This window comes from Maribacter hydrothermalis, from assembly GCF_001913155.1.
Taxonomy (GTDB): domain Bacteria; phylum Bacteroidota; class Bacteroidia; order Flavobacteriales; family Flavobacteriaceae; genus Maribacter; species Maribacter hydrothermalis.
In genome coordinates this window covers 3,374,763-3,400,656 of sequence record NZ_CP018760.1, presented here as the reverse complement: position 1 = coordinate 3,400,656, position 25,894 = coordinate 3,374,763, and the positions used below count along the sequence as shown (strand labels likewise).

Annotated in this window: 15 protein-coding genes; 10 read left to right on the top strand and 5 right to left on the bottom strand. The window is 33.6% G+C overall.

Going from position 1 to position 25,894, the window contains the following annotated elements; all coding sequences use genetic code 11:
* Window positions 1-142: 142 nt before the first annotated feature.
* Window positions 143-2,857 (top strand): putative LPS assembly protein LptD, encoded by a 2,715-nt coding sequence (locus tag BTR34_RS14690; protein ID WP_068482525.1) that lies wholly within the window; start codon window positions 143-145, stop codon window positions 2,855-2,857.
* A gap of 23 nt (window positions 2,858-2,880) precedes the next feature.
* A complete protein-coding gene (locus BTR34_RS14685) occupies window positions 2,881-3,261 on the top strand; it encodes a RidA family protein (protein WP_068482807.1) in 381 nt (126 codons plus the stop codon).
* 125 nt (window positions 3,262-3,386) lie between these two features.
* On the opposite strand, the gene BTR34_RS14680 is transcribed toward BTR34_RS14685, so the two are convergent.
* The 4 genes from BTR34_RS14680 to BTR34_RS14665 form a co-directional block, all read right to left on the bottom strand.
* The gene (locus BTR34_RS14680; RefSeq protein ID WP_068482528.1) at window positions 3,387-4,238 is read right to left on the bottom strand and encodes an N-acetylglucosamine kinase; all 852 of its coding nucleotides are present in this window, start codon (window positions 4,236-4,238) and stop codon (window positions 3,387-3,389) included.
* 87 nt (window positions 4,239-4,325) lie between these two features.
* Window positions 4,326-5,327, bottom strand: coding sequence for a type I glyceraldehyde-3-phosphate dehydrogenase (gene gap / locus BTR34_RS14675; RefSeq protein ID WP_068482531.1), 1,002 nt, complete (start codon window positions 5,325-5,327; stop codon window positions 4,326-4,328).
* Window positions 5,328-5,351: 24 nt separating this feature from the next.
* A complete protein-coding gene (gene pfkA, locus BTR34_RS14670; RefSeq protein ID WP_068482533.1) occupies window positions 5,352-6,338 on the bottom strand; it encodes a 6-phosphofructokinase in 987 nt (328 codons plus the stop codon).
* 158 nt (window positions 6,339-6,496) lie between these two features.
* The gene (locus tag BTR34_RS14665) at window positions 6,497-10,876 is read right to left on the bottom strand and encodes a translocation/assembly module TamB domain-containing protein (RefSeq protein WP_317039573.1); all 4,380 of its coding nucleotides are present in this window, start codon (window positions 10,874-10,876) and stop codon (window positions 6,497-6,499) included.
* 134 nt (window positions 10,877-11,010) lie between these two features.
* On the opposite strand from BTR34_RS14665, the gene tsaD reads away from it, so the two are divergent.
* The 8 genes from tsaD to BTR34_RS14625 all read left to right on the top strand — a co-directional run bounded on the left by tsaD (window position 11,011) and on the right by BTR34_RS14625 (window position 25,101).
* The gene (gene tsaD, locus BTR34_RS14660) at window positions 11,011-12,039 is read left to right on the top strand and encodes a tRNA (adenosine(37)-N6)-threonylcarbamoyltransferase complex transferase subunit TsaD (RefSeq protein WP_394333942.1); all 1,029 of its coding nucleotides are present in this window, start codon (window positions 11,011-11,013) and stop codon (window positions 12,037-12,039) included.
* Between the two features lie 132 nt (window positions 12,040-12,171).
* On the top strand, window positions 12,172-12,879 hold the full coding sequence (locus tag BTR34_RS14655) for a 16S rRNA (uracil(1498)-N(3))-methyltransferase (protein WP_068482536.1): 708 nt from the start codon (window positions 12,172-12,174) through the stop codon (window positions 12,877-12,879).
* An 83-nt stretch (window positions 12,880-12,962) separates the two neighbouring features.
* Window positions 12,963-13,613: a DUF4159 domain-containing protein gene (locus tag BTR34_RS14650; RefSeq protein ID WP_068482539.1), complete on the top strand. Its 651-nt coding sequence runs from the start codon at window positions 12,963-12,965 to the stop codon at window positions 13,611-13,613.
* A 3-nt stretch (window positions 13,614-13,616) separates the two neighbouring features.
* Complete coding sequence (locus BTR34_RS14645; RefSeq protein WP_068482542.1) at window positions 13,617-14,717, top strand: AI-2E family transporter; 1,101 nt, start codon at window positions 13,617-13,619, stop codon at window positions 14,715-14,717.
* Window positions 14,718-14,724: 7 nt separating this feature from the next.
* Window positions 14,725-15,909: a THUMP-like domain-containing protein gene (locus BTR34_RS14640; RefSeq protein WP_068482545.1), complete on the top strand. Its 1,185-nt coding sequence runs from the start codon at window positions 14,725-14,727 to the stop codon at window positions 15,907-15,909.
* A 407-nt stretch (window positions 15,910-16,316) separates the two neighbouring features.
* Entirely contained in the window at window positions 16,317-19,628 is a 3,312-nt protein-coding gene (locus BTR34_RS14635) for a SusC/RagA family TonB-linked outer membrane protein (protein ID WP_068482548.1), read from the top strand.
* Between the two features lie 56 nt (window positions 19,629-19,684).
* Window positions 19,685-21,433 (top strand): RagB/SusD family nutrient uptake outer membrane protein, encoded by a 1,749-nt coding sequence (locus BTR34_RS14630; protein ID WP_068482552.1) that lies wholly within the window; start codon window positions 19,685-19,687, stop codon window positions 21,431-21,433.
* A 110-nt stretch (window positions 21,434-21,543) separates the two neighbouring features.
* Window positions 21,544-25,101, top strand: a complete 3,558-nt coding sequence (locus tag BTR34_RS14625) for a VCBS repeat-containing protein (protein WP_068482555.1) — start codon at window positions 21,544-21,546, stop codon at window positions 25,099-25,101.
* 65 nt (window positions 25,102-25,166) lie between these two features.
* Here BTR34_RS14625 and BTR34_RS14620 read toward each other — a convergent pair whose 3' ends face one another.
* Window positions 25,167-25,880 carry a carboxylesterase family protein gene (locus BTR34_RS14620; RefSeq protein ID WP_068482558.1) on the bottom strand — a complete coding sequence of 238 codons (714 nt, stop codon included), beginning with the start codon at window positions 25,878-25,880 and terminating at the stop codon, window positions 25,167-25,169.
* Window positions 25,881-25,894: the final 14 nt, after the last annotated feature.

Here is a 25,894-nt window from a genome sequence, read left to right as displayed (position 1 = left end):
ATGTATTAGGGATTAATAGCCCTTATTATGGTTAAATTTATTGTAACACCCTACTTGATGATTAAAAAATATATGTAAGTTTGACATCTGAAATAATGACGCTCTAGATGCTCAAATCTTTACAAAAATAGGATATATAGCCTTGCAATCAAACAAACAATACTTACTTTTCCTATTCATAGTTTTTGCCAGTGCTTTTTATGCTCTTGCGCAAGAAGATAAAATTACACCCTTAAACATTAAAGCAGAAAGAGATTCAATAACCGCGCCATTATTCCCTGCTACAGCTATAGAAGAAGCTATTATAGCCGATTCTTTAGCTAAAGATTCACTTAATAAAAAGTCACCGTTACTACTAGACAAAATTACATATAAAGCTAAAGATTATGTAAAACTAAGTCAAAAAGAAAACAAAATATACCTTTATAACGAGGCGGAAATATACTATCAAGATACCGAATTAAAGGCTGGTGTCATAATCATGGATTATATAAAGAATGAAGTATATGCCGGAAGAATGAAAGATTCTTTAGGAAACTATAGTCAATTACCTTATTTTAAACAAGGGTCTAACATTGTAATTCCAGATTCTATACGATTTAATTTTGATACGCAAAAAGCATTAATTTGGAATTCCAGAACAGAACAACAAGCGGCAGCTGGAGCTTTAGGCAGTGATGCTATGAAGGTTTATGCCGAAATTACCAAAAAAGAAAATGACTCGGTCTATTTCTTAAGCGAAGGAAAACTAACAACCTCTACAGATACTATAAATCCTGATTATTACATACGAGTCAGAAAGGCAAAATTCGTACCTAAAAAAAAGGTTATAGCTGGTTTTAGTAATTTATATATTGCAGATGTACCGACACCAATAGCTATGCCTTTTGCTTATTTCCCCTTAACTGTAGGCAGATCTGCCGGTATTTTAATGCCTTCTTTTGGAAACGACCCAAATACTGGCTATTTTTTGCAAGACATGGGTTACTATGTTCCTTTGGGGGACTATGCCGATGTAACGCTTTCGGGAGATTTTTACACCAATGGCAGCTGGGCTGTTAGATCTGCATCCATATATACAAAAAGATATAAATACAGAGGAAATTTTAATTTAAGGTATGAAAATCAAGTTCGTAGTCAAAAAGGATTTAGCGACTATAGCTTGTCTAGAAATTACAACATACAATTCTCGCATTCACAAGACCCAAAATCAAGTCCAAATTCTAGGTTTTCGGCTTCTGTGAACCTTGGTAGTAGCGAATACTATAGAAATTCGCTTCAGCAAAGGAATTTACCTAATACTCAAAACAACACCTTATCCTCATCTATTTCATATTCAAAAACTTTTCCTGAGTACCCGTCAGTGAATATGAGTTTAACTGCTACCCATTCGCAATTAACGTCTCCTACAGCCACAACTACTAACGCCGACAATATAAGTATGAGCCTACCTACTTTCCAAGCGAGTATGGAGCGTATTTATCCTTTTGTAAAAAGAGATGGAATTAAAAAAGGTATTATTGATAATATAAATTTTCAATATGATGTAAACGCACAGAATAGACTTACCACAAACGATGATGACTTTCTTACCAGCAGAATGTTCGACAATGCAAAAGTTGGCGCGAGACATAGAATTCCAGTAGCTACAAATTTTAAAGTAGCCAAATTTTTTAGTGTAAGTGCCGGTGGTAATTATGAAGATGTGTGGACGCTAGAGACCTACAATAAAAGATATGATTCTGAATCAGAAACAGTGGTAACAGATACTATAGCTGGTTTTGATCGCTACAATAAATATAATTTTAGTGCAAGCGTAGGTACCACCCTATATGGTACTTTCAATTTCGGTGAAGACAAGAAAATACAAGCCGTAAGGCATACACTGCGCCCCTCTTTAAGTTATGGGTATGCCCCTTCTTTTGACCAATTCTACGATGAGTACTTAGATGGAGATGGTGATGTAGTCCAATTTAGTCGCTTTCAAGGTACGCTCAATGGCGCACCTTCCCTTGGCAAATCTAATAGCTTAGGATTTTCTTTAGCAAATACATTAGAAGCCAAGGTTCGAGATAAGGATTCAACTAAAACAGAACCAAAGAAGGTATCACTACTTAGTAATTTAAATATTTCTACAGGTTATAATTTTGAATCAGATTCATTACGAATAAGCCCATTAAGTATTAACGGGGGCACAAATATTCTCGACAATAAAATGTCCATAAACTTTTCAGCAGGTTTAGACCCATATGCCATAGACAATAATGGAACCAGAATAGATACTTGGAATATTGACAATGGAGGTAGTTTGTTTAGATTAACAAGGGCAAATGCGAACGTTTCTTATTCTATAAGCAGTGAAATGTTCGGTAAAAAAGATGAAAAGGATAAAGAAGAAGAGGAAGATCCGTTTGATTATGTTGCACAAAGTGGCGGCAGAGATGATGACCTTTTTGGTAGAGCCGATAGCTTTAATGACAACCCTATTCGAAAAGACGATAAAAATTCTGATGTTGAAAACCCCATATTTGGTACAAAAATACCATGGAACTTTAGATTAGCCTACTCTGCCAGTTATAACAACTCAGCAAGACAAAATGAATTTAGCAGCCATTCTTTAATGTTTTCCGGAGATATTGAATTAGCACCAAGGTGGTCTGTTGGGGGATCTTCAGGATATGATTTTAAAAACCAAGGCTTTACATTGACACAATTACGTTTTCAAAGAGATCTAAAAAGTTTTACAATGCGTTTTAACTGGACCCCATTTGGTGAGTACAAAAGATGGTACTTTTTTATTGGTATAGATTCATCAATATTAAAAGACCTTAAGTGGGAAAACAGAAGTCAAAACTAATGAACAAATTTAAATCAAACATCATGAAAAAAATTATAAACACACCGAACGCTCCCGCTCCAATAGGCCCATACAACCAAGCAATTTTAAGTAATGGCACATTATATATTTCTGGTCAAATACCTTTAAATCCTAACAATGGAGAATTAGTTTCTGGAGATATTAAAATGGAGACAAAACAGTCTATGGAAAATTTAAAGGCCATTTTAACCGAAGCGGAAATGACCTTTGAACATGTTGTAAAATCTTCAATATTTTTAAGCGACATGAAACAATTTACAGAAGTAAATGAGGTTTATGCTTCTTATTTTAACGCAGAAACAGCACCTGCCAGAGAAACTGTTGAAGTTGCAAATTTACCCAAATATGTAAATGTTGAAATTTCTATGATTGCTGTAAAGTAATCTACTTTACAGGTAAGTCTGTGAGGCATTCTCAAAAACCTAAACCATTAATATTTTGAAGCTCGCCCGAACGTTAAGAGCGAGCAAGCCCCGTTTTATATTAATCTCGGTTATCGAGTAAATTATTACATATTAGCTCGGTGAAACTCTACCAACCCTTCAATAGGCCTTTGTCTAATTACGCCTACGACTAAATCATTTCTTAATAATACAGAGGTTAATTCATCTTTAAGATAATGCGCTATGCTGCCCACAAAGTTAATAGGCACTTTTGTAGCCAATTCAAATTGCATTATGTAATTATTTATAAATTGCTGAAAACCTTTATCTATTACGCCTTTAGAATACGGGTGTTCCTTATTTTCAATTAGAAATCGTGCAAAAGTCGCTAAATAGGTATTTGGATTAGGCTGCTTATATAAATTTTCTTTAATCACATCTGCATCTAAATCGTGCTGTTTTGCAAACTTATGCGCTAAATCTGCCGGCATTTTATGAAAGTAGTAATCACGTATTAATTTGCGTCCAAAGAAATTTCCACTACCGTCATCCATAGGAATATAACCTAAGGATATTACTTTTTGAAATAATTGGTTACCATCATAATAACTACAGTTAGACCCTGTACCTAAAATACACACAATACCTTGTTGCCCAACTCTAGTTGTAGCGAATATTGCTGCATAGGTATCTTCTTTTACATCTGCTTTCGCATTCGGAAAAAAGTCTTTAAAAATACTTTTAAGGAAGGTTTTCATTCGATCCGTACCACAACCTGCTCCATAAAAATAAAGATGAGATACTTTTTCACGGTTTTTAGAAAGTTCAAAATTATTAGCTAAACGATCTTCAATAACATCTTTCGTTAAAACTTCAGGACTTAAACCTAGAGTTTGTGTAAAAAAAAGTTGTTCGCCTTTTTCATCCAAGGCAATCCAATCAGATTTGGTTGCGCCACTATCTACTATTAAAATCATATGCCTAATGTCTTTAAAAAATAATCCTGAAAATAAGGAAAAAATGCCTCATTTTCAGGATATATCTTTGTTTTACTTAAATGAAGGTTATAAAGTATTTACGTGCTGAATTAAATCTACCATTTTATTGGAGAAACCAGCTTCGTTATCATACCAGCAAATTAATTTGAAGAATTTAGAATTCAATTCAATTCCTGCACCAGCATCGAAAACACTTGTATGAGTTTCACCTATAAAATCTTGAGAAACCACGTCTTCCTCGGTATATCCTAATACACCTTTCAACTCCCCTTCCGAGGCAGCTTTAAATGCCTTTTTAATTTCTTCGTACGAAGTTTCTTTTTCTAAACGTACAGTTAGATCAACTACAGAAACATCTGCAGTAGGAACTCTAAATGCCATACCTGTAAGTTTTCCTTTCAATGCTGGGATTACTTTAGTTACTGCTACAGCAGCACCTGTAGATGCAGGTATAATATTCAACATTGCACTTCTACCACCTCTCCAGTCTTTTCTAGAAGGACCATCAACCGTCATTTGTGTAGCTGTAGTTGCATGTACTGTAGTCATTAAAGCTTCTTCGATACCAAATTTATCATTCAATACCTTAGCCATAGGCGCTAAACAGTTTGTAGTACAAGATGCGTTAGATACAATAGTATCTGAAGATTTAACTTCTTTATGATTTACTCCCATTACAAACATCGGAGCATCTTTAGATGGAGCAGATATAACAACTTTCTTGGCACCACCATCAATATGATATTGGGCAGTTTCTAAAGTTGTGAAAATACCGGTACATTCTGCAACTGTTGCAGCACCTACTTCATCCCACTTACAATTTTTTGGATCTCTTTCAGCAGTAATTCGTACAGTTTTACCGTTTACAATTAAGTTTCCATCTTTTACATCAACAGTGCCATCGAACTTACCATGAACTGAATCGTACTTTAATAAGTAAGCTAAATGTTCAACATCTAATAAATCATTGATAGCTACTACATCAACATCACCACGTTTTACCGTAGTTCTGAATACCAATCTACCTATTCTTCCAAAACCGTTAATTCCTATTTTCAAATTTGACATTTTCTCTATTTTAATTATTTAATATTATGTAGTCATTATCTCTGAAACTCTTATAAGTTCCTTATCAATCTTTGTATGCCCTTTAATAGCCTTGTTAATTGGCGTTAACGTTAACTTGTTATCCTGAATGCCAACCATTAAGCTAGTTTTACCTGCTAACAGGGCCTCTACTGCCTTTACTCCCATTCTACTGGCTAACACTCTATCATAACAAGAGGGCGCTCCACCCCTTTGCATGTGACCTAAAACAGATACACGAACATCGTAAATTGGCAAATGTTCTTCAACATATTCTTTTAATTCAAATACATTTTTACCAGATTTATCACCTTCAGCAACAATTACAATACTTGATGATTTACCAGACTCTTTACTTCTTTTTAAAGATTCTAACAACCTATCCAAACCTAAATTTTCCTCTGGTATTAATATCTCCTCTGCACCTGCACCAACTCCTGCATTTAAGGCAATATGACCCACATCTCTACCCATTACCTCTACAAAGAAAAGCCTGTTATGAGAACTAGCTGTATCCCGAATCTTATCAATACATTCTACAACTGTATTAAGTGCAGTGTCAAAACCTAATGTAAATGTGGTACCGAAAATATCATTATCAATTGTACCAGGAATACCAATTACAGGAAAGTTATATTCCTTATTAAAAACCATGGCTCCTGTAAAACTGCCGTCACCACCGATAACAACAAAGGCATCGATACCCGCTTTTAAAAGTTCATCGTGCGCTTTTTTTCTACCCTCGGGCGTTCTAAAATCATCACAACGGGCAGACTTCAGAATAGTACCTCCTTTATTAATAATGTTATTGACACTACGAGCGTCCATTACTTTAAAATCTCCTTCTATCATACCTTGATACCCTCTGTAGATTGCTATACATTCTACTTTCATATAGGCACAGGTACGAACAACTGATCTTATAGCGGCATTCATGCCTGGAGAATCACCACCTGAAGTCAGTACTGCTATTTTATTTATTTTTGAAGACATCGAAAAATTTAAGCCAACGAAATTACTAAATCTTAACTCAATAACGAAATAATGTCCACTAGCATTTAATAAAAAATCAACGAAAAGGATTTCGTTGTGATAGATTATTACTAATGTTCTTAAAATTTATAATTTCATAACAGGTAACAGTCAATAACTTATGGATTTATTGATTTAGGTTTATCGTAAAAACGAATTAAGCTATCGTTTCCCATAACAGAAGAAGGGACTTCATTTTGTTTAATTGTCGCTTCTTTCTCCGGTTTTTTTGTTAAGATTTTTTGAAAGAGTTCCCTGAAATTATTAAAATCGACTTCATAGGTTAAACCGGCACCTTGTGTTGACCCTTGTTGATCAGACAAATATGCTTGAATTTCACTTTGTCTACTAAAGAATTTTGCGCTTAAAGTACCTTCTTCATTTAAAAGAACTTGAATTTCAAAATCTCCAGCAACTAAGGTTTCGCTTGATGCGCCAACCGGTACTCCTACTTTACCATTAAAAAGTATTCTATCGGAAATTTGTGTTGAAACTGTAACCCCTATTCGATCATCTGTTTCTATATCTGCTGATCGGTCAAGAATACCTTGTTCATATGAAAGGCCAAGGTTAAACTTATCATTACCACCACTTAATATAGAATTTAAAATACCCGATGCGCTTTGAACCAAATTCCCTGTAATCGCTTGCTGGTTTATTCCACTTTGCGCATTTACAAAAGTACCTTGTGCCAAAAGAAAAATAGCATTTTTCTCTTCCACAGTGGGATCCTGTAACCTGTATTCCAGTTCTGACTGTACAATTGAACTAGTACCTGGAAAATCAATTCCAAAATCAATTGTTGGGCTTTGAAGCTCTCCTGTTAAACGTATGATAACATCAGTAGGTATTCTTCTGGTAAAACGCGGATCATCTAGTAAGGGCGCAGGGTTGGCATTTAAAGAATAAACAGCTTCCATGGCTAAAATAGCCTCTAAAGGCTTTTGATCCCAATTTATGGTACCACCGGGCTCAACCTTAAATTTCTTATCTATAATACCCCCAAACTTATAATTATATTCGCCCGTTACTACGACGAAATCTCCGTACATTTCAAATTTACCGTTCGTATTGATCTGTATTAAAATAATTCCTTCTCCAGTACCTTTTAAAGAACTACCTGTTTTTGTATCGGTCACTATTTCAACTTCGGCTTCTGGTGTAACGTCAAGGTTAAATTCTAGCTCAAGACCCTGGTAATCTTTTAATTGTTTTTGTCTCTCAATTTTTTGCCTGTCGTTTTTTTCAACAAAATTTATAAACGAATAATCCCCTATACTGGCAACATCACTTAATGGTATTTTTAAAGAAGTTCCTTTAGCCGTAGATCCATCAACAGTAATATTTAATGCAGTTGTAGGTCCATATATTCTTCCTTGGCCATTTAAATACCCTGTACCATAATATAATTCACCTTCTTTAAATTCTGTATTCAATATTAGAAAACGTTCATTTTTAGTATCAACGTTTAAATCTAGGACCCAATTATCAAAGAAACTATGGGTTATAGTACCATCTAAATTTGCGCGTGTACCCATAGCCACATCTTCTAACGCAATATTTTCAAAATCAAAAGTCTGATCAGAAAGTATTACTCGTGAACGCGGTGCAAAACTATAATCCACATTTAGATATGGAATTGCAATACCAGCATTATCTAATGTCAAAAGCCCATTAAAACTTGGATTATCCACATTACCTACAATACTTACCCTACCATCTATGTCTCCCCTTATTTTATCAATTACCCCTTCTCCCAATGGGCTAAAAGGTACTAAGCTAAAGTTGTTAAAATTGGCAATTAAATTTGCTTTGGGTATTTCTTCTTCATTATTAATACTACCCAAAATACTGAATTTTTCTAGGCCATTATCCGATAGTTGCGAGTTAACCTGAAATTCAGTTAAATCTTTGTTTCCAATTATATTAATTGCTAAATCTCCCAATGGTATATCATTGATACCAAAACCATCAATATTTAAATTTGAAGAAGGTAAATAAATTCCATCTTTCTGTAATACGTTTAAGGTACCGTTAACTTCCCCATCCAGTTTAAGACTATCAATAACAGGGGTAATTTTATCTAAGGAAACTATTTTAAATTGCAACTGAAGGTCCTTAAAGGTGGAATCTGCAAATTGTCCTTTTAACCTAATTTGCTCTTTTTCCTCATTATTCATTACAATTTCTTGTATAGTAATGCTGTCTAGAGCTCTGTTTAAAATTACCTTGTTCTTAGAATCCCCATCTTTATTTAATACCCACTTATTACCTTTAAAATTGACATCAGATGTTTTTAAACCAATGACAGATTTATTTTCTTTATTAAAGGTGTGATAAAAATTTAAATTATATGAATCATTAAAATTACTACCTCCTTTAAATTCTGACCTAAAGAACAACGTATCCTTAAGTGTTGTATTTATTAAATTGAAATCTTTAAAATTATAGTAAGGCGTATCTAACTCTCCAACAGAAACATAGGTGTTAAAAAGAGGGTTTTTATTATCAATTCGTACTTCGATATTATCAGCTACTGTACCAAAAGCTTCTATACTTGGCGATTCAAAATTGAGCTTAAAATCACCTTCATCGGCAACAATATTCCCTTTTATAAATGTATTTGGATCAAAACGCACTTCGGGAAAAAATACGTCGACAATTTTATTGTATATTTTAAAATTAAATGAAAGATTTTGACCGTCAGATATTTGAAAAGGCCTGTAATTCGTATATATAGAACCTAAAGAATTTTGTACCAGTTTTCCTAGCTCACGAACTTTAAAATTACCTTTCATAAAACCGGTAATTATATCTGGCGAATTAATATGTATAGTACGCACATTATCACTATCAAAACTGGAAGTTACTGCAAAATCCTCGAAATAATAGGTGTCATTTACATTTTGATAATTTGTACGAGTAAATTTTATATCCCCTTCAAGATCGTCTAAAGAAGTACCCGTAATATCCATATTGACATTTCCTTTAAAAATTGAAACACTGTCATTAATGAAATTCAATTTTTTTAAATCCGCATAGTCTACAGAGGCAATGAAATTAAAATTATTCCTAGTTTCAGCAACATTCGCCAATCCGGTAAAATCAAATTTCAAATTTTCATCATTACTTGTTAATGACCCATCGAACAATTGATCTTTAATTATACCCGAAACTTTTAAATCTTGGTAATTGTATTTATTGAATTCAATAGAATAGATTTGCCCTATAACCTCGGTGTTCAGTTTTTCTTTCACAAAGCCTTTTCCCTCTACATTAAAATCTAAAGTTGTTTTTCCTAAACTTTTACTATCTACAAAACCGCCTAAATCAAAATCTATTAAAGAAATAAATCCCTTATAGGTTGCATTGTCTATATTATTAAAATTACTTAGTACTATATCAGCATAACTACTACCAACGGCAGTATTTAAGTTTACTTTAGCGTCCATAGAAGAATTAGTGATAAATGCTTCTCCCCTTATAGTAAATTGCCCTAATTTACTAAAAGTCGATGGTAATGAATTACCTATTAAATTAGGAAGTAGCGCATTCAACTGATAATAACTACTTGTTACGTTCTTCATTTCTGCATTTAAGCTGAATGGCTTTTGTTTGCTAAATAAATTTTTAAAATTGAAATTACCCCGTATTCCGGTGTCATCGGAAAAAAGAAATAAATTATCTGCATTGAGATCATTTAAGACCCCGTTTATATCAGAACTAAACGTTACCTCCTTACCACGTCCAAACTCGTTATAAAGCAAGTTTATCTCATCAAAAGCAACTCTAGATTCATTGAAATCGGCTACTACATTTACTTTGTTTAAAAAATCGCTAAAATCTTCTCTATTATAATTAAATACCAAGTTACCTTCAATCTGAGATAATGGCGTATTAATATTGAGCGAATCGAAACGCATTTGCTGTTTGGTGTACTTAAAATTAGTAGCCAACTTATTTACTTTTAGTCCTCTATTACTATAAAAAGACATATCTTGTATATCTGTTGATACTTCTGGTCCCAGAATAAGAAAATTATCTGCTTTTATATTTAAGCTATCAAAATGTAGAATTGTAGATTTCTCTAAATTTTCATCAATATATTTAAACTTACTTTTTTTAATATCTACATAAGAGGATGATAATTTAAATGGAGGAGTACCTGGTGCTCTTGGCTTACCATCATCTAGTTTATCAACAAAAATCTCCAAATTAGAATTACGCTCACCGTAGTAATTGGTAAGCTTAAAATTTAATTCATCTACCGAGATATCCCCAAATTCAAGGTTACCTTTAGCCAAATTACCAATACTTAGTATTGATGTTTTAAGCTCATTAATATAAAACAAGGTATCTTTTTGATAATCCTCTATATAAACACCCTGTAAGGCTGTGTCCCAAGATATTAATGAAAGTTTTAATCGGTTAATATTTATATGTGTGTCATATTGTTTATTTATTTTATTGGCAGCGTACTGTGCCAACAAGGTTTGCACTATAGGCAAAGAAAAAATTAAGGTACTTAAAACGCATATCAGTAAAAGCACTAATACTATTCTAATCAATATTTTCCTAAGTTTTTTGATATGGCTATATGTTTTACCTTTGTTATTCAAATTTTATTCCAAAAATGTTGGAAAGCAAATCAATTTATATTCTCGCGATAGAATCTTCTTGTGATGATACTTCTGCGGCAGTTTTAATGAACGATAAAGTACTAAGCAATGTTGTAGCTACCCAAGCAATTCATAAGGAATATGGCGGGGTTGTGCCAGAATTGGCATCAAGAGCCCATCAACAAAACATTGTACCTGTAGTTGCCCAAGCTTTAGCCAAGGCAAATATCGATAAAAAACAATTATCAGCCATAGCATTTACACGCGGACCTGGACTTATGGGTTCACTATTGGTTGGTACTTCTTTTGCAAAATCATTGGCATTAGGATTACAAATACCACTTATAGAAGTGAACCACATGAAAGCTCATATTTTAGCGCACTTTATAGATGATGAAACGATGAAAGCGCCTTCGTTTCCATTTCTTGCACTAACCATAAGTGGTGGGCATACACAGATAGTGCAGGTGAATGATTTTTTTGATATGAAAATTATTGGGCAAACCTTAGATGATGCCGTTGGGGAGGCCTTTGATAAGAGTGCAAAAATTCTTGGTCTACCCTATCCGGGAGGGCCCTTAATAGATAAATATGCGGCAACAGGAAATCCTTTAAGATTTGAATTCCCTATACCCAAGGTTAAAGATTTAGATTTTAGTTTTAGCGGATTAAAAACCAGCATATTATATTTTATTCAAAAACAGACCAAAGAAGATGCCGACTTTGTAAAAAATAATATTGAAGATATATGCGCGTCAATACAATACACTATAATTACTATATTAATGCGCAAGCTTAAAAAAGCAGTAAAACTAACCGGTATTAAAGAAATTGCTATTGGTGGAGGCGTTTCTGCAAATTCTGGTATTCGAAAAATTTTAATAGAAGCACAAGCAAAATATGGGTGGAAGACTTACATTCCTAAATTTGAATATTGCACCGATAATGCTGCAATGATCGGCATTGTAGGGTATTACAAATATAAAAATGAAGCTTTCGTAAAACAAGATATTACGGCAAAAGCCAGATATTTAATTTCTTGAGTAAACAATCTCGAGGCAAAGCCCACTAGGCTTTGAATTGAAAATTTAATAAAGATTTTAGCGTAAGCCTGCCTCACCGCCGGGCAGGCGTCCGAGTATTTAAATCTCGATTATCGAGTTAACTAAAAATTTATGCAATTATTTTATAATCCTGATATAAAAATCACCGATAAGATTTTCATTTTCGACACCAATGAAAGTAAGCACATTATAAAAGTGCTAAGAAAAAAAACTGGTGATGAGCTTTGGATTACAAACGGATTGGGTTATTTGTTTCAAGCAAAAATTATTGTTGCCGATATAAAAAAATGTGAAGTAGAACTTATTTCATCAAAAAAAACACATCCTAAATCGCATGTATTACACATGGTCGTTGCACCTACTAAAATGAATGATCGGTATGAATGGTTTTTAGAAAAAGCCACTGAAATAGGTGTTGATGAAATAACCCCAATAATCTGCGAAAGATCAGAACGAAAAATTATTAAAACAGATAGAATGCAACGGGTAATTGAGTCTGCCATGAAGCAATCGCTCCAAACCTATTTGCCAAAATTAAATGAGCCTATTAGTTTATCAGAATTTTTAAAAAAACCAACAACAGGTTTACAATTCATAGCACATTGCGAAGACAGTGAACGCCACGAACTTAAAAGTAGAGTTGTGGCGGATCAAGATATTACCATTTTAATTGGCCCAGAAGGTGATTTTAGTACAAATGAAATTAAAAGTGCATTAAAAAACGGATATGCCCCAATAGCCATGGGAAAAACTAGGTTAAGAACAGAAACAGCAGCGATAGTGGCATGTACTATTGTCGCAACAATTAACAATGGTTAGCATTCCTCCTATTAGGACTAGAACTAATTAATTTGAACATATTTTACAAGTAACAATTCGTTTCCTTATTTTTAGATTTGATTATGAAAAAAATATCCGCCCCCATTTTCTTATACTTTTTGATGTTCAGCTATTCAATAATGGCTCAAGAAATTGCCATTTTAAAATACCAAGGTGGTGGAGATTGGTATGCCAACCCAACAGCATTACCAAACTTAATTAAGTTTTGCAATGCCAACATTGGCACCACTATTAATAATAAACCAGAAACAGTTGAAGTAGGGAGCTCTTCTATATTTCAGTACCCATTTATACACATGACAGGACATGGAAATGTGGTTTTTTCCGATGAAGAACTTAATAATTTAAGAAGCTATCTTGAAGCTGGTGGATTTTTACATATTGATGATAATTATGGGATGAAACCCTATATTACAAGAGAAATTAAAAGACTTTTCCCTAATTCAACATTAGAGGAACTTGGAGCTGAGCATCCAATTTTTAAAAATAATTATTCCTTTACAAAGGGCTTACCTAAAATTCATGAGCATGATGGTCAACGCCCTCAGGCATTGGCCATTTTCCACAATAACAGAATAGTATTATTATTTACATCAGAATCTGACTTAGGTGACGGCTGGGAAGATCCGACCGTACATAACGATTCTGCTGAAATAAGAGAAAAAGCGCTACAAATGGGTGCAAACATTATTACCTATGTTTTTAAAAATTAACTAATGAATTCAAAAACTATTTCAAAAGGTATCCTAAGAGCTTTAGGAGTTATAGTAGGCATTTGTTTAATACTTTATTTTCTATATATCATTCAATCTGTGCTTGCTTATTTGGCCATTGCGGCGGTAGTTGCCCTTATAGGAAGCCCTTTAGTTCGTTTTTTTAGACAAAAACTTAAATTACCCAATATAATTGCGGTTGTACTTACAATGTTTTTAATGGTTGGGGTTTTAGTGGGCATAGTAGCCTTGTTTATTCCACTATTATCCGAACAGAGTAAAAACTTATCGTTACTAAATATAGATGAGCTCCAAACCAGCCTAAATACATTATATCATCAAATTACAAACTACTTGGGCTTGTCTTCACACATAGTAGAAGATGTAATTGATGATGCAGGTTTAGAAAAAAATATATTAGAAGGTTTAGATATAGGCTTTATTCCTAACTTTTTAAATTCCTTTTTAACCGTGTTAAGCTCGGCTAGTATTGGTTTATTCTCTGTATTGTTTATTTCATTTTTCTTTTTAAAGGATAGCAAATTGTTCGAAAACGGACTTTTAATTTTTATTCCGATAAACAAAAAACAAGGAACAACCAATTCTATTGGAAAAATAAATAACTTGTTATCAAGGTACTTTGTTGGTTTATTGCTTCAAATATTTATTCTTTTTGTCATTTATACCATTGTACTTTTAATAGTCGGAATTGAAAATGCAGTAGTAATAGCCTTTTTATGTGCGCTCTTTAATATTATACCTTATATAGGACCTATTATTGGTGGTGTTATGATGCTAACCTTAACGATGACGAGTAATTTAGGTTCAGACTTTAGTGCAATAATATTACCAAAAACAGGATACGTATTTTTAGGACTATTATTTGGGCAATTGGTAGACAATTTTTTTTCACAACCTTTTATATTTTCAAGCAGTGTAAAATCTCATCCTCTAGAAATTTTCTTGGTTATTATTATAGCTGGTTTGCTATTTGGTGTGGTGGGTATGATCGTTGCAGTACCGGGGTATACAGCAATAAAGGTGATTTTGAAAGAATTCTTGTCTGACAATCAAATTGTTAAATCGTTGACTCAAAACCTTTAATACTTACGTGAATTCATTTATTTTAACTAACGAAGTACAGCAGTTTATCAACGATAACCTAAACAGTGACATTCATAAAATACTTTTAAAAAAATCTCCATTTTCAGAATTGTCGACAAAAGAACTGGTAGAGCAAATTGAATCAAAAATAAAAGCGAAACAAAAAATACCTACTTGGTTTAAAACAGATAATATAATTTACCCAAATAAACTTAATCTATCACAAACTTCGTCAGAGTTGACTGCCGAATACAAAACATCCTTAGTTGACGGTAATAGTTTAATAGATCTTACAGGAGGTTTTGGTGTCGACTCTTTTGCATTTAGCAAAAAGGTTACCAATGTTATACATGTTGAAAAAAACAATGAACTATCAGCCCTTGCAAAACACAACTTTAATCAATTAAAAATCACCAATATTATATGTATACCTAATGACGGTATACCATTTCTTAAAAAATCAAAAGATTTATTTGATTGGATATATATTGACCCTTCTAGAAGAGATAAAAACAACAAAAAAGTTTACTACTTAAGTGATTGCGAACCCAATATTGTAGAGCATATTGATTTATTATTTAGCAAATCGAACCATATATTAATAAAAACAGGTCCGTTATTAGATTTAAACACCGGATTGAAGCAACTAAACAATGTAAAAGAAATTCATATTATCGCGATAGGCAATGATGTAAAAGAGGTGCTGTGGATATTAAAAAAAAATTATACAAAAGAAGCGCTGATTAAAACGGTAAACTTTAAAAATGATATTGAGCAAAAATTTGAATTTAAAATAAGTCAAGAAAAAGTAACAACTTCCACTTATTCTTTACCAAAAACATATCTCTACGAACCAAATGCTTCAATTTTAAAATCGGGTGCATTTAACCTAGTGGGCAAACATTATAATTTAGAAAAACTTCATCCTAATTCTCATTTATATACTTCTAATGATTTAATTGAATTTCCCGGAAGAGTGTTTAAAATACTTCAAGAAATGGATTATTCTAAAAAATCATTTAAAAAAATGGGGATTATAAAAGCAAACATTTCAACAAGAAATTTTCCTGATTCAGTTGCTACTATTAGAAAGAAACTAAAGCTAAAAGATGGTGGAAAAACTTACCTTATGTTCACGACAAATAAAAATCAAAATTTAATTACTTTGTACTGTCATCAAGTCTTTATTTAAACCACTTAAGACATAATAAATCACAAAAAAATTACCTTCTAAGTGGTACTCATAAAAATATTTTAGAATACCACTATAACGATATAGAACGGTAAATAATCGTGTTATTTTACTACATTTTTTAATTAAGATGTTAAAATTATTAACATGCTATTATCACATATAATAAACCCCTAAATTATTGATTTGCCAATAATTACAGCCTTTAAAAGGGATTATATCAATAGTAATAAGAGAAAACAAAATTCATTACCTAATAAAATAAGCCTTTTGTTTTAGTGGTATATGCCGTAAAATTGTTATTATTATACCGGATTTTGATTTTTTTAACATTTGCATGTTTCACAAATGAATTTAAAAAGTCAAAAAACACACAATTTAATTTAAACTAACAAACAACAACGATTATGAATCAAAAACGTGATTACAAGTCGATCAAATCCAAAAAAAGGTCATCCTTTTTTAAGTCGGGGATTTTGTCGATGCTTGTTTGCTTAGGAGCTCAACTGGCCCAAGCAAATGAAATAACTGGAACTTCGAATGAAGAAAAAGTTAAAACTGTACAATCAACAGTAACGGGTACAGTAACAGATGATTTAGGTACGCCACTACCAGGAACCAATGTGGTAGAAAAAGGTACTACAAATGGTACCCAAACAGATTTTGATGGTAATTATACCTTAAATGTAGAACCAGGTGCTACGTTAGTGTTTAGTTACTTAGGTTTTCAAAGAAAAGAAGTTGCCGTTAATGGTCAATCAGTAGTGAACACGTCACTAGCTGAAGATGCTGCTGCCTTAGATGAAGTAGTGGTAACGGGTTACCAAGTACAAACTAAACGTGAAACTACCGCGGCAGTTTCTATCGTTGCTGCTGAAGATTTAGCTGCAGTACCTTCTGGTAACATTGAACAACAATTACAAGGTAGGGTTGCAGGTGTAACTGTACTTACCAATGGTCAACCAGGTACAACCAGTCAAATTAGAGTTCGTGGTTTCAACTCATTTGGTAACAATGCACCTTTATACGTAGTAGACGGTGTACCAACTACCAATGTTGATTTCATTAACCCAGATGATGTAGAAACAGCTACTGTACTTAAAGATGCTGCTGCTGCCTCTATATATGGAGCAAGAGCTGCAAACGGGGTAATTGTATATACTACAAAACAAGGTTCTAGAGCTAAAAGAAAAACTTCTATGACTTTGAATGTAAATAGTGGTGTTGTGGATCCTAACGTTGCTGGTTCGCCAAAAATGTTGAATCCTTTAGACATGGCTAGATACACACATATAGGATACGAGAATAATGCAGCTGCCAATGGTACTGCCGTTCAATACACGCACCCTCAGTATGGAACAAGTGCTACACCTACAATTCCAGATTATTTACATGCAAATGGTCAAAATGGTGTAAGCGCTGGTGATGTTGATTTGGCTGCCGTAAGAGCCGCTTATGAAGCAGACCCTGGTAACACATTCTTGATAAGACCAAATTTACAAGGTACTAACTGGTATAAAGAAATTACTAGAATAGCACCTCAAAGCAGAGTTTCTTTAGGTTTTGATGGTGGTAATGAGAACGGTCGTTTTTATATGGGTGTTTCTGCACAAAATCAAGACGGTATAGTATTAGGTCAAGAATTTTCAAGATATGCTGCACGTTTCAATTCTGAATGGGATGTTACGCCATGGTTATCTATTGGTGAAAATTTTCAAGTAACCTATAGATCAGCTGTTGGTATCGCCGGTGGTGCTGGTGGTGTGGAATCTGCAGATGATGAATCAGAGGTTTTATCTGCATTTAGAATGCCAACGATTATTCCTGTTTATGATGAATTCGGAAGCTTTGCAAGTACAAAAGCAGCTGGTTTTAATAACCCAAGAAACCCGGTAAGAAGATTAAAATTGAATAATGGCGATGATAAAACCTACAGCATTGGTGGGTTTGGTAACATGTATGCTCTAATTAAACCATTTGAAGGTTTAACATTAAGATCTAGCCTTGGTGGTAGCTATAGCAATTACCATTATGTAGATTACAATTACAAGTACCTAGGAGATTCTGAACCAGAAGCTAGTAACTCATTTGGCGAAGGTAGTGGGTACGGATTCTCATGGACGTTTACCAATACTGCTAGTTATGAAAAATTATTTGGCGAGCATAAAATCACTGCACTTGCAGGTATTGAAGCTTTAAATACCGGTAGAGGTAGAAATATTTCTGGTAATGGTATTAATCCTTTTTCTACAGATTTAGATTTCCAAAGTTTAAGTGTTGTACAAAGCCCTGTTGTTAGAAGTAATCAATATAAAGGTTCAACATACTTCTCCACTTTTGGTAAATTAGATTATAATTTCAATGAAAAATACTATTTAACTGGTGTTTTACGTAGAGATGGCTCTTCTCGTTTTGGAGAAAATAATAGATATGGTACATTCCCCGCAGTTTCAGCAGCTTGGAGAGTTATAGACGAACCTTTTATGCAAAATCAAGAAATTATTTCTGATTTAAAGATTAGAGGTGGTTGGGGTGAAATGGGATCTGATACTAACGTATCCCCAAACAACCAATATTCACTTTTTGCATCTGATCGAGGAAATACGTTCTATCCAATTGACGGACAAAACAGTGGAGCAAATGAAGGTTTTGCCGCTAGTAGAATTGGTAACCCAAATGCACAATGGGAAACATCAGAAACTACGAACATAGGTTTTGACCTTTCTTTATTCAACAATAAACTAGAATTTATTTTAGACTGGTGGAAGAAAGATACTAGAGATCTTTTATACCAAGTTCCATTACCAGGTGTATCTGGTAATTATGCTGCCGCACCTTCTGTAAACATTGGTGGTATGAGTAACAAAGGTGTTGATTTTCAAATTATAGGTAGAGGTAACTTCACCGAAGACCTATCTTTTGAAGTTACGAGTACAAATTCTTTCCTTAAAAATGAGATTACTGCATTGGCACCAGGTATTGATGCCTTTGGCGATAACATTTCTTATAGAGGTATTGCGCCAATACGTAACTCTGTTGGGGAGTCAATTTCTACTTTCTTTGGATACAATGTAATTGGATACTTTAACTCTGCAGATGAAGTTACAAATTCACCAGCTCAAGATGGCAAAGGTATAGGTCGTTTTAGATATGAAGATGTTAACGGAGACGGTGCAATCACTCCAGATGACAGAACTGTTATAGGTAGTGCCGTTCCTGATTTTACAGGAGGTTTAGATTTAATATTACGTTATAAAAATTTAGAATTCCAAACCTACTGGTATGGATCTGTTGGTAACGAAATATTCAACATGTCTAAGTGGTTTACAGATTTCTATGGCACATTTGAAGGTTCTGCCAAAGGGGTTGCGGCATTCCAGTCTTGGACTCCACAATTAGGTAACAATGCCGGTGCTCCAATATGGGAAAGTGCTTCTAATTTAAGTACTAGTGGTGCATCTAACTCTTGGTATGTGGAAGATGGTAGCTATTTAAGATTAGTACAACTAAGAGTTGGCTACAACTTCAACACTAACTTGGTAGAAAGTTTAGGTTTAAGAAAGTTTAGCGTTGGTTTATCTGCAAATAATATTTGGACTTTAACTGATTATAGTGGACTTGATCCGCAAGTAGCAGGTCCAGATACTAACTTTGGTGTAGATGTAGGTAACTTCCCTGTTACTCCAAGCTATGCAATCACCTTAGAAATAGGTATTTAAAATAGTATAAATTAAAATATTATATAATAATTAGTAACTTTAAGAAAAAGTAAACTATGAAAACATTTAAATTTAAAAAAACCTCATTATTACTCGGCACTTTGCTTTTGGCTTCGATGTCCTGTAGTGATGAATTTTTGCAGGTAGCCCCTACGGACTCTCTTGCAGATGCACAAGTAAGTACCAAGGCAGGTATTGATGGTCTATTAATTGGAACCTATTCTGCACTTAACGGGGTCTTTGGTAACCGTTTTGAAGGTCCAAACCATTGGGCAACAGGCTCAATTGTTGGTGGAGAAGCAAATAAAGGTACTGATGCTGGTGATTACAGTTCCTTAAATCCAATTCAACGTTATGAAGCTAGCCCAGTAGATCCAAACAATGACTTTAATAGTCTTTGGAGAGGAAGATATGAAGGAATTAGCAGAGCTAATAAAGTATTATCGGCAATAGCTAACTCAACCGAATTGTCAGCAGCAGATGCCGCTCGCCTTTCTGGTGAAGCTAGAATGTTAAGAGGTCATTTTTATTTCGACCTTAAAAAACACTTCAACAATATTGTTGTTTTTGATGAGACTGTACCTGCTGAAGATTTAGCGTTATTACCTAACAATGGTGATGCTTGGACTATTATTGAAAGTGATTTACAATACGCTTATGATAATTTACCAGGAGTTAATGGTGCTGGCCGAGTAAACAAGTGGGCCGCTGCCGCACTAATGGGTAAAGCCAAATTGTTTCAACAGAAATTTGGTGAAGCAAAAACTTGGTTCGACGATGTTATTGCTAATGGGGTAACCTCTAACGGAATCAAATATGCATTATTGGATGACTATTCTCAAATATTCAATGCCGAAAACGATAATCACGCTGAAGTTGTATTTGATGTTGAGTCGTCAAATAACACAGGAAGTGTGAATAATGCAAACTGGTTTGATGATTTGAACTATCCTTACAACACTGGTCCTGATGGTCCTGGTAACTGTTGCGGTTTCTTTCAACCTAGTTTTGAAATGGCAAATTCTTATAGAACAGGTGCAGATGGTTTACCATTATTAGACGGTTCATATAATAGTGCTGCTAACGCTGTTAAAAATGATTATGGTGTTGAAGCAGATGAACCTTTTGTAGAAGATACCGATCCATTAGATCCTAGAATCGATCACGTAATTGGAAGAAGAGGTATTCCATACTTAGATTGGATCGAGCACCCAGGAAAAGCATGGATTCGTGATCAAGTATATGGCGGACCATATTCTCCAAAGAAATATATTTACTATAGAAGTCAAGAAAATAGCTTTACAGATGGTAGCTCATGGACACGTGGTTATGCAATTATGAATTATACAATAATTCGTTTTGCAGATGTTCTATTAATGGCGGCTGAAGCTGAAATTGAAGCACCAGGTGGTTCATTGGATACCGCTTTAGAATATGTTAACCGAGTAAGAAGAAGAGCTGCAAACTCTGAACACTGGGTAAAAGAGTATGATTCTGACGATAATGCGGCCAACTATGTAATTTCAGAATACACATCTTTCCCTAATGCAGATTTCGCAAGAGATGCTGTGCGTTTCGAAAGAAAACTTGAACTTGGCGAAGAAGGACATCGTTTCTTTGATTTAGTTAGATGGGGTGTAGCAGCTGAAGAGCTTAACGCTTACTTAGCATATGAATCAACAAAATTGGTTACTAAATTTGGAGGTGCAAGCTTTACTACAGGTAAAAATGAGTACTTTCCAATTCCACAAGCTCAAATTGATATTACTGGATCAGATGTTTTAACTCAAAACCCTGGTTATTAATAACAATTAAGATTTAATTTTTATAAAAGGCTACCATAATTGGTAGCCTTTTTTTTGTTTCTTTTTACAGGTTCTTGCATATTTGTATACTCCTTATATCAACAAAAAAAATGAAAAAATTCGTTTTAAAATCATGTATATTTTTATCTATAATTTTATTTATTTCCTGCACGGAAAAGAAAGATAAAAAGCTATATACCGCAATAGATCATGGTAATTCTGGTTTGGATTTCAAAAATCAATTATTTGAAAATGATTCTATAAATATTTTAGATAATGAATTCGTATATAATGGAGCTGGTGTTGCCATTGCTGACATTAATGCAGATGGTTTAGACGATATATTTCTGGCAGGAAACCAAGTGGACAACAAGCTATTTTTAAATCTAGGTAATCTAAAATTTAAAGATATAAGCAAAGAAACTCTAATAGGAAAAACAGATACACTACAATGGTCTTCTGGTGTAAGTATTTTAGATATTAATTTAGATGGACTACAGGATATTTATATCTGCAATACTTTTAGAAAAGATAGTACCCTAAGAAAAAATCTATTGTACATTAACCAAGGTAATAATACGAATAACTTACCGCAGTTTAAGGAAGAAGCTTCTCTATACGGCTTAGACGATACCACGTATTCTTCGCATGCACAATTTTTTGATTATGACAACGATGGTGATTTAGATGTATTTATTGGAGTAAATCGAATAGAAGGAATTAACCCTAACGAATTTAGTCCACTTACCGATGACGGTACTTCAAAAAGCAAAGATGTTCTGTATGAAAATGTTTTCATAGACAGTCTAAATCAACGAAAATTTATTGATGTTTCTGAAAAGGCCGGAATACGATTTCATGGTTACAGCCACAGTACATTAATAAATGATTTTAATAATGATGGCTGGCAAGATATTTATGTAGCAAATGACTTTTTGAGTAATGACCTCATTTACATCAATAACCAAGATGGCACTTTTACAAATAGAGCTGGTGAAATGTTCAAACATTTCAGCCTTTCATCAATGGGAAGTGATATTACAGACGTTAATAATGATGGATTAATGGATGTTTTCACAACCGAAATGCAGCCATACTATAACAAAAGAAAAAAATTATTTCAAGGACCTAGTAGTTATCAGAAAGAAATTTTCACTAAAAAATTCATGTATGAACATCAATATACAAGAAATACATTACAACAAAATTTAGGACTTAACCCAGAAAATAATTTACCTATTTTCGGTGAAATAGGAATGTTCGCTGGTGTACAAGAAACAGACTGGAGCTGGGCACCTCTATTTGCCGATTATGATAATGATGGATGGAAAGATTTGCTTATTACCAATGGTTTCCCCAAAGATGTTACTGATCGTGATTTTGGAGATTTTAGAATAACAGCTAGTAGATTAGTCCCAAAAGAACAATTAATTGCAGCCATACCCGAAATTAAAATTCCCAACTTTATTTTTAAAAACAACGAAGGAAAAGGTTTCACAGACTATACAAAAAATTGGGGTCTTGACTTTGGTACTTTTAGTAATGGAGCTGCATATGGGGACTTAGATAATGATGGGGACTTAGATTTAGTTATTAATAATATCAATGACCACGTTTCTCTTTTAAAGAACAATACCAATGAATTATTTACAGGTCGCAACTATTTAAGGATAAAATTAAATGGTATAAAGGAAAACAAAGAAGCTATAGGAAGTAATATAATTATTTACAGCGACAATAAAATACAACGACAATCCTTACTGTCCGGTAGAGGATATTTATCACAGCCCGAAAAAACCTATCACATAGGTTTAGGAGAATCAATAAAAGTTGATAGCATAAAAATAATTTGGCCAAATGGTGAAGTACAAACAGCGGTTAATCTCAACATTAACGAAGTAAACGTATTTAATTACGACCCAGAAAGTCAAAAAACAAAAAAGATATTAACCCCAATATTTAAAAAGGCAACAGATAGCTTAGGTTTAAGTTATTTTAGTAAAGATTTAGATTTTATAGATTTTAATTTTCAAAGAACACTACCTCATAAATTTTCTCAATACGGTCCCTCAATGTCCGTCGGCGATATAAATGGAGACAACTTAGAAGACATATTTATTGGGGGAAGTAGAGGTGAAAATGAAACTTGGTTTATACAAACAGATCATAATAAATTTACACAAAAAGAAGTTACATATAAAGAAGGTGATAAACTAGAAGAAGATTCGGGAACTCTCCTATTCGATGCTGACAATGATGGTGATTTAGACTTATATATTGCACGGGGAAGTGCCCAATACCCAAGTGGTGATCCTTTTTATAAAGACAAACTTTTATTAAATGACGGAAAAGGAAAATTTGTAGATGCTTCATTTGCAATTCCTGATTTAAAAACGAATTCAAGTTGTGTAAAAGCTGCCGACTTTGATAATGATGGGGATTTAGATTTATTTGTTGGTAGCAGAGTATTACCGCAGTCCTACCCCTCTGCAGACCGTTCCTATATATTCGAAAACCAATCTACCGGAAATGAAATAAAATTTGTTGATGTTACCAGAAAGTTAAATCCAGATTTGGAGTTTCCAGGTTTAATTAGCGATGCTCTTTGGACAGATTTCAACAATGATTTTATACCAGATTTAATTTTAGTTGGTGAATGGATGCCATTACGTTTTTTTGAAAATAAAAAAGATAAGCTAGTAGAGGTTACTGTTAATACCGGAATACAAAACAATAAAGGTTGGTGGAATAGTATAACAGCAGGAGATTTTGATAATGATGGCGATATCGACTACATAGCTGGTAATTCTGGCAGAAATATCAACTTTCAAGGAACAAAAGAGGAGCCAATTACCCTCTATGCAAAAGATTTAGATAAAAATGGATCTATTGATCCTTTACTTTCCTTTTACTTAAGAGACAGTATTGGAACTAAAAAAGAATACTTATATCACCCTTGGCAAGATGTTACCAAACAATATGTTGGAATTAGGAAAAAATTTAATTCTTTTGGAGAATTTGGTTCTTCTACGCTTCCCGAAATGTTTAAAGACGGACTGTTAGATGATGCCATAAAACTAAGTTTTAATTATATGGAGTCCTCCATAATTGAAAATCTCGGTGAAGGGAAATTTACAATGCATAAATTACCAATAGAAGCTCAGTACGCCCCTATTTACGGAATGTTATTAAAAGATTTGGACAATGACAACTTATTAGATTTGGCCGTTGTCGGAAACGATTTTGGTATGGAGGTACAGCAAGGTATGGCTGATGCTCTAGTTGGCCTAATCTTAAAAAATGAAGGGAATTTTAATACTAAAGCCATTCATTTAAATGAATCGAACTTTTATGTACCTGGTGATGCAAAGGCTTTGGTCAATGTGAATTTAAATAACGGAAAAGAATTACTGATTGCGACTCAAAATAACGATTCAATCCGTATTCATGAATATACCGTTAATCGCAGAAATACAAATGAAAAATTTCTTAGAAATGAAGTAAAGGCAATAATTAAATTCAAAGATGGTTCATTAAGAATTCAAGAAGCCTATTGGGGCGACAGTTTTAATTCTCAGTCAACCCAGGTTATTTCAATTACGGATACAATGTCAGAAATTGACTTTTATAATAATAACGGAAAAATAATAAGGACTATAAAACCTTAATTTATTGAGGAACAGCACCTGAATTTAGAAATATTCTACCCATTTATTTTTAAAAAAAACGCCAATTATTTCAATTCCTGATCCATAAACCAATCATAAAGGGCATCAGTTTCATAGGCTTTAATCCATGCACTATGGCCAACATTGGGGTATTTAGTAAAAAGTACCTCATAGCCCATTTCCTTAAGTTTAGCAACCATGGTTTCAGATTCTTCTATAGGAATTGACTTATCTTTTTCTCCATGAAAAACCCACATTGGCATTTTTTTATTAATCCAAGAAGCATAGGGCAACGGCGTCATTCCACACACAACGGCCATAGCTGCAAAAGTTTCGGGGTATTGCACAGCCATTTCCCATGCAGCTCCACCACCTCTACTTAAACCTGTTAAATAAATTCTTCGTTTGTCTATTCTATTAGTTTTCACAATAGAGTCTAAAAGTTGCTTTACCGCTCTAGTATTCCACCATTTCTTAGGATTTGGATTCTGTGGAGCAAGTATTAAGAAAGGAAATTTTTTACCCTCTAAAATAAGTTTAGGCGGTCCATTTCTTTTTATTGTAACCAGACTATCTCCAGATTCGCCACCACCGTGTAGAAACAATAGTATAGGAAAATCTTTCTCAGGATCCACATCATAGTCATCTGGGAAATATAAATAATAAGAAAGTTTCTCCGTTACGTTAGTTTCCATTTCCGCATCTATTAAAGTAGGTTTTACTTGCGATGCACAGCTTTGGAATATAATAAATAAAACAATATACGATAATGACCTCATTTCTAAAGCAATAT

Coding starts and splice junctions, on each gene's coding strand:
- BTR34_RS14685 (WP_068482807.1), top strand. CDS start 2,881: ATGAAAAAAATTATAAACACACCGAACGCTCCCGCTCCAATAGGCCCA.
- BTR34_RS14680 (WP_068482528.1), bottom strand. CDS start 4,238: ATGATTTTAATAGTAGATAGTGGCGCAACCAAATCTGATTGGATTGCC.
- gap (WP_068482531.1), bottom strand. CDS start 5,327: ATGTCAAATTTGAAAATAGGAATTAACGGTTTTGGAAGAATAGGTAGA.
- pfkA (WP_068482533.1), bottom strand. CDS start 6,338: ATGTCTTCAAAAATAAATAAAATAGCAGTACTGACTTCAGGTGGTGAT.
- tsaD (WP_394333942.1), top strand. CDS start 11,011: ATGTTGGAAAGCAAATCAATTTATATTCTCGCGATAGAATCTTCTTGT.
- BTR34_RS14655 (WP_068482536.1), top strand. CDS start 12,172: ATGCAATTATTTTATAATCCTGATATAAAAATCACCGATAAGATTTTC.
- BTR34_RS14650 (WP_068482539.1), top strand. CDS start 12,963: ATGAAAAAAATATCCGCCCCCATTTTCTTATACTTTTTGATGTTCAGC.
- BTR34_RS14645 (WP_068482542.1), top strand. CDS start 13,617: ATGAATTCAAAAACTATTTCAAAAGGTATCCTAAGAGCTTTAGGAGTT.
- BTR34_RS14635 (WP_068482548.1), top strand. CDS start 16,317: ATGAATCAAAAACGTGATTACAAGTCGATCAAATCCAAAAAAAGGTCA.
- BTR34_RS14630 (WP_068482552.1), top strand. CDS start 19,685: ATGAAAACATTTAAATTTAAAAAAACCTCATTATTACTCGGCACTTTG.
- BTR34_RS14625 (WP_068482555.1), top strand. CDS start 21,544: ATGAAAAAATTCGTTTTAAAATCATGTATATTTTTATCTATAATTTTA.
- BTR34_RS14620 (WP_068482558.1), bottom strand. CDS start 25,880: ATGAGGTCATTATCGTATATTGTTTTATTTATTATATTCCAAAGCTGT.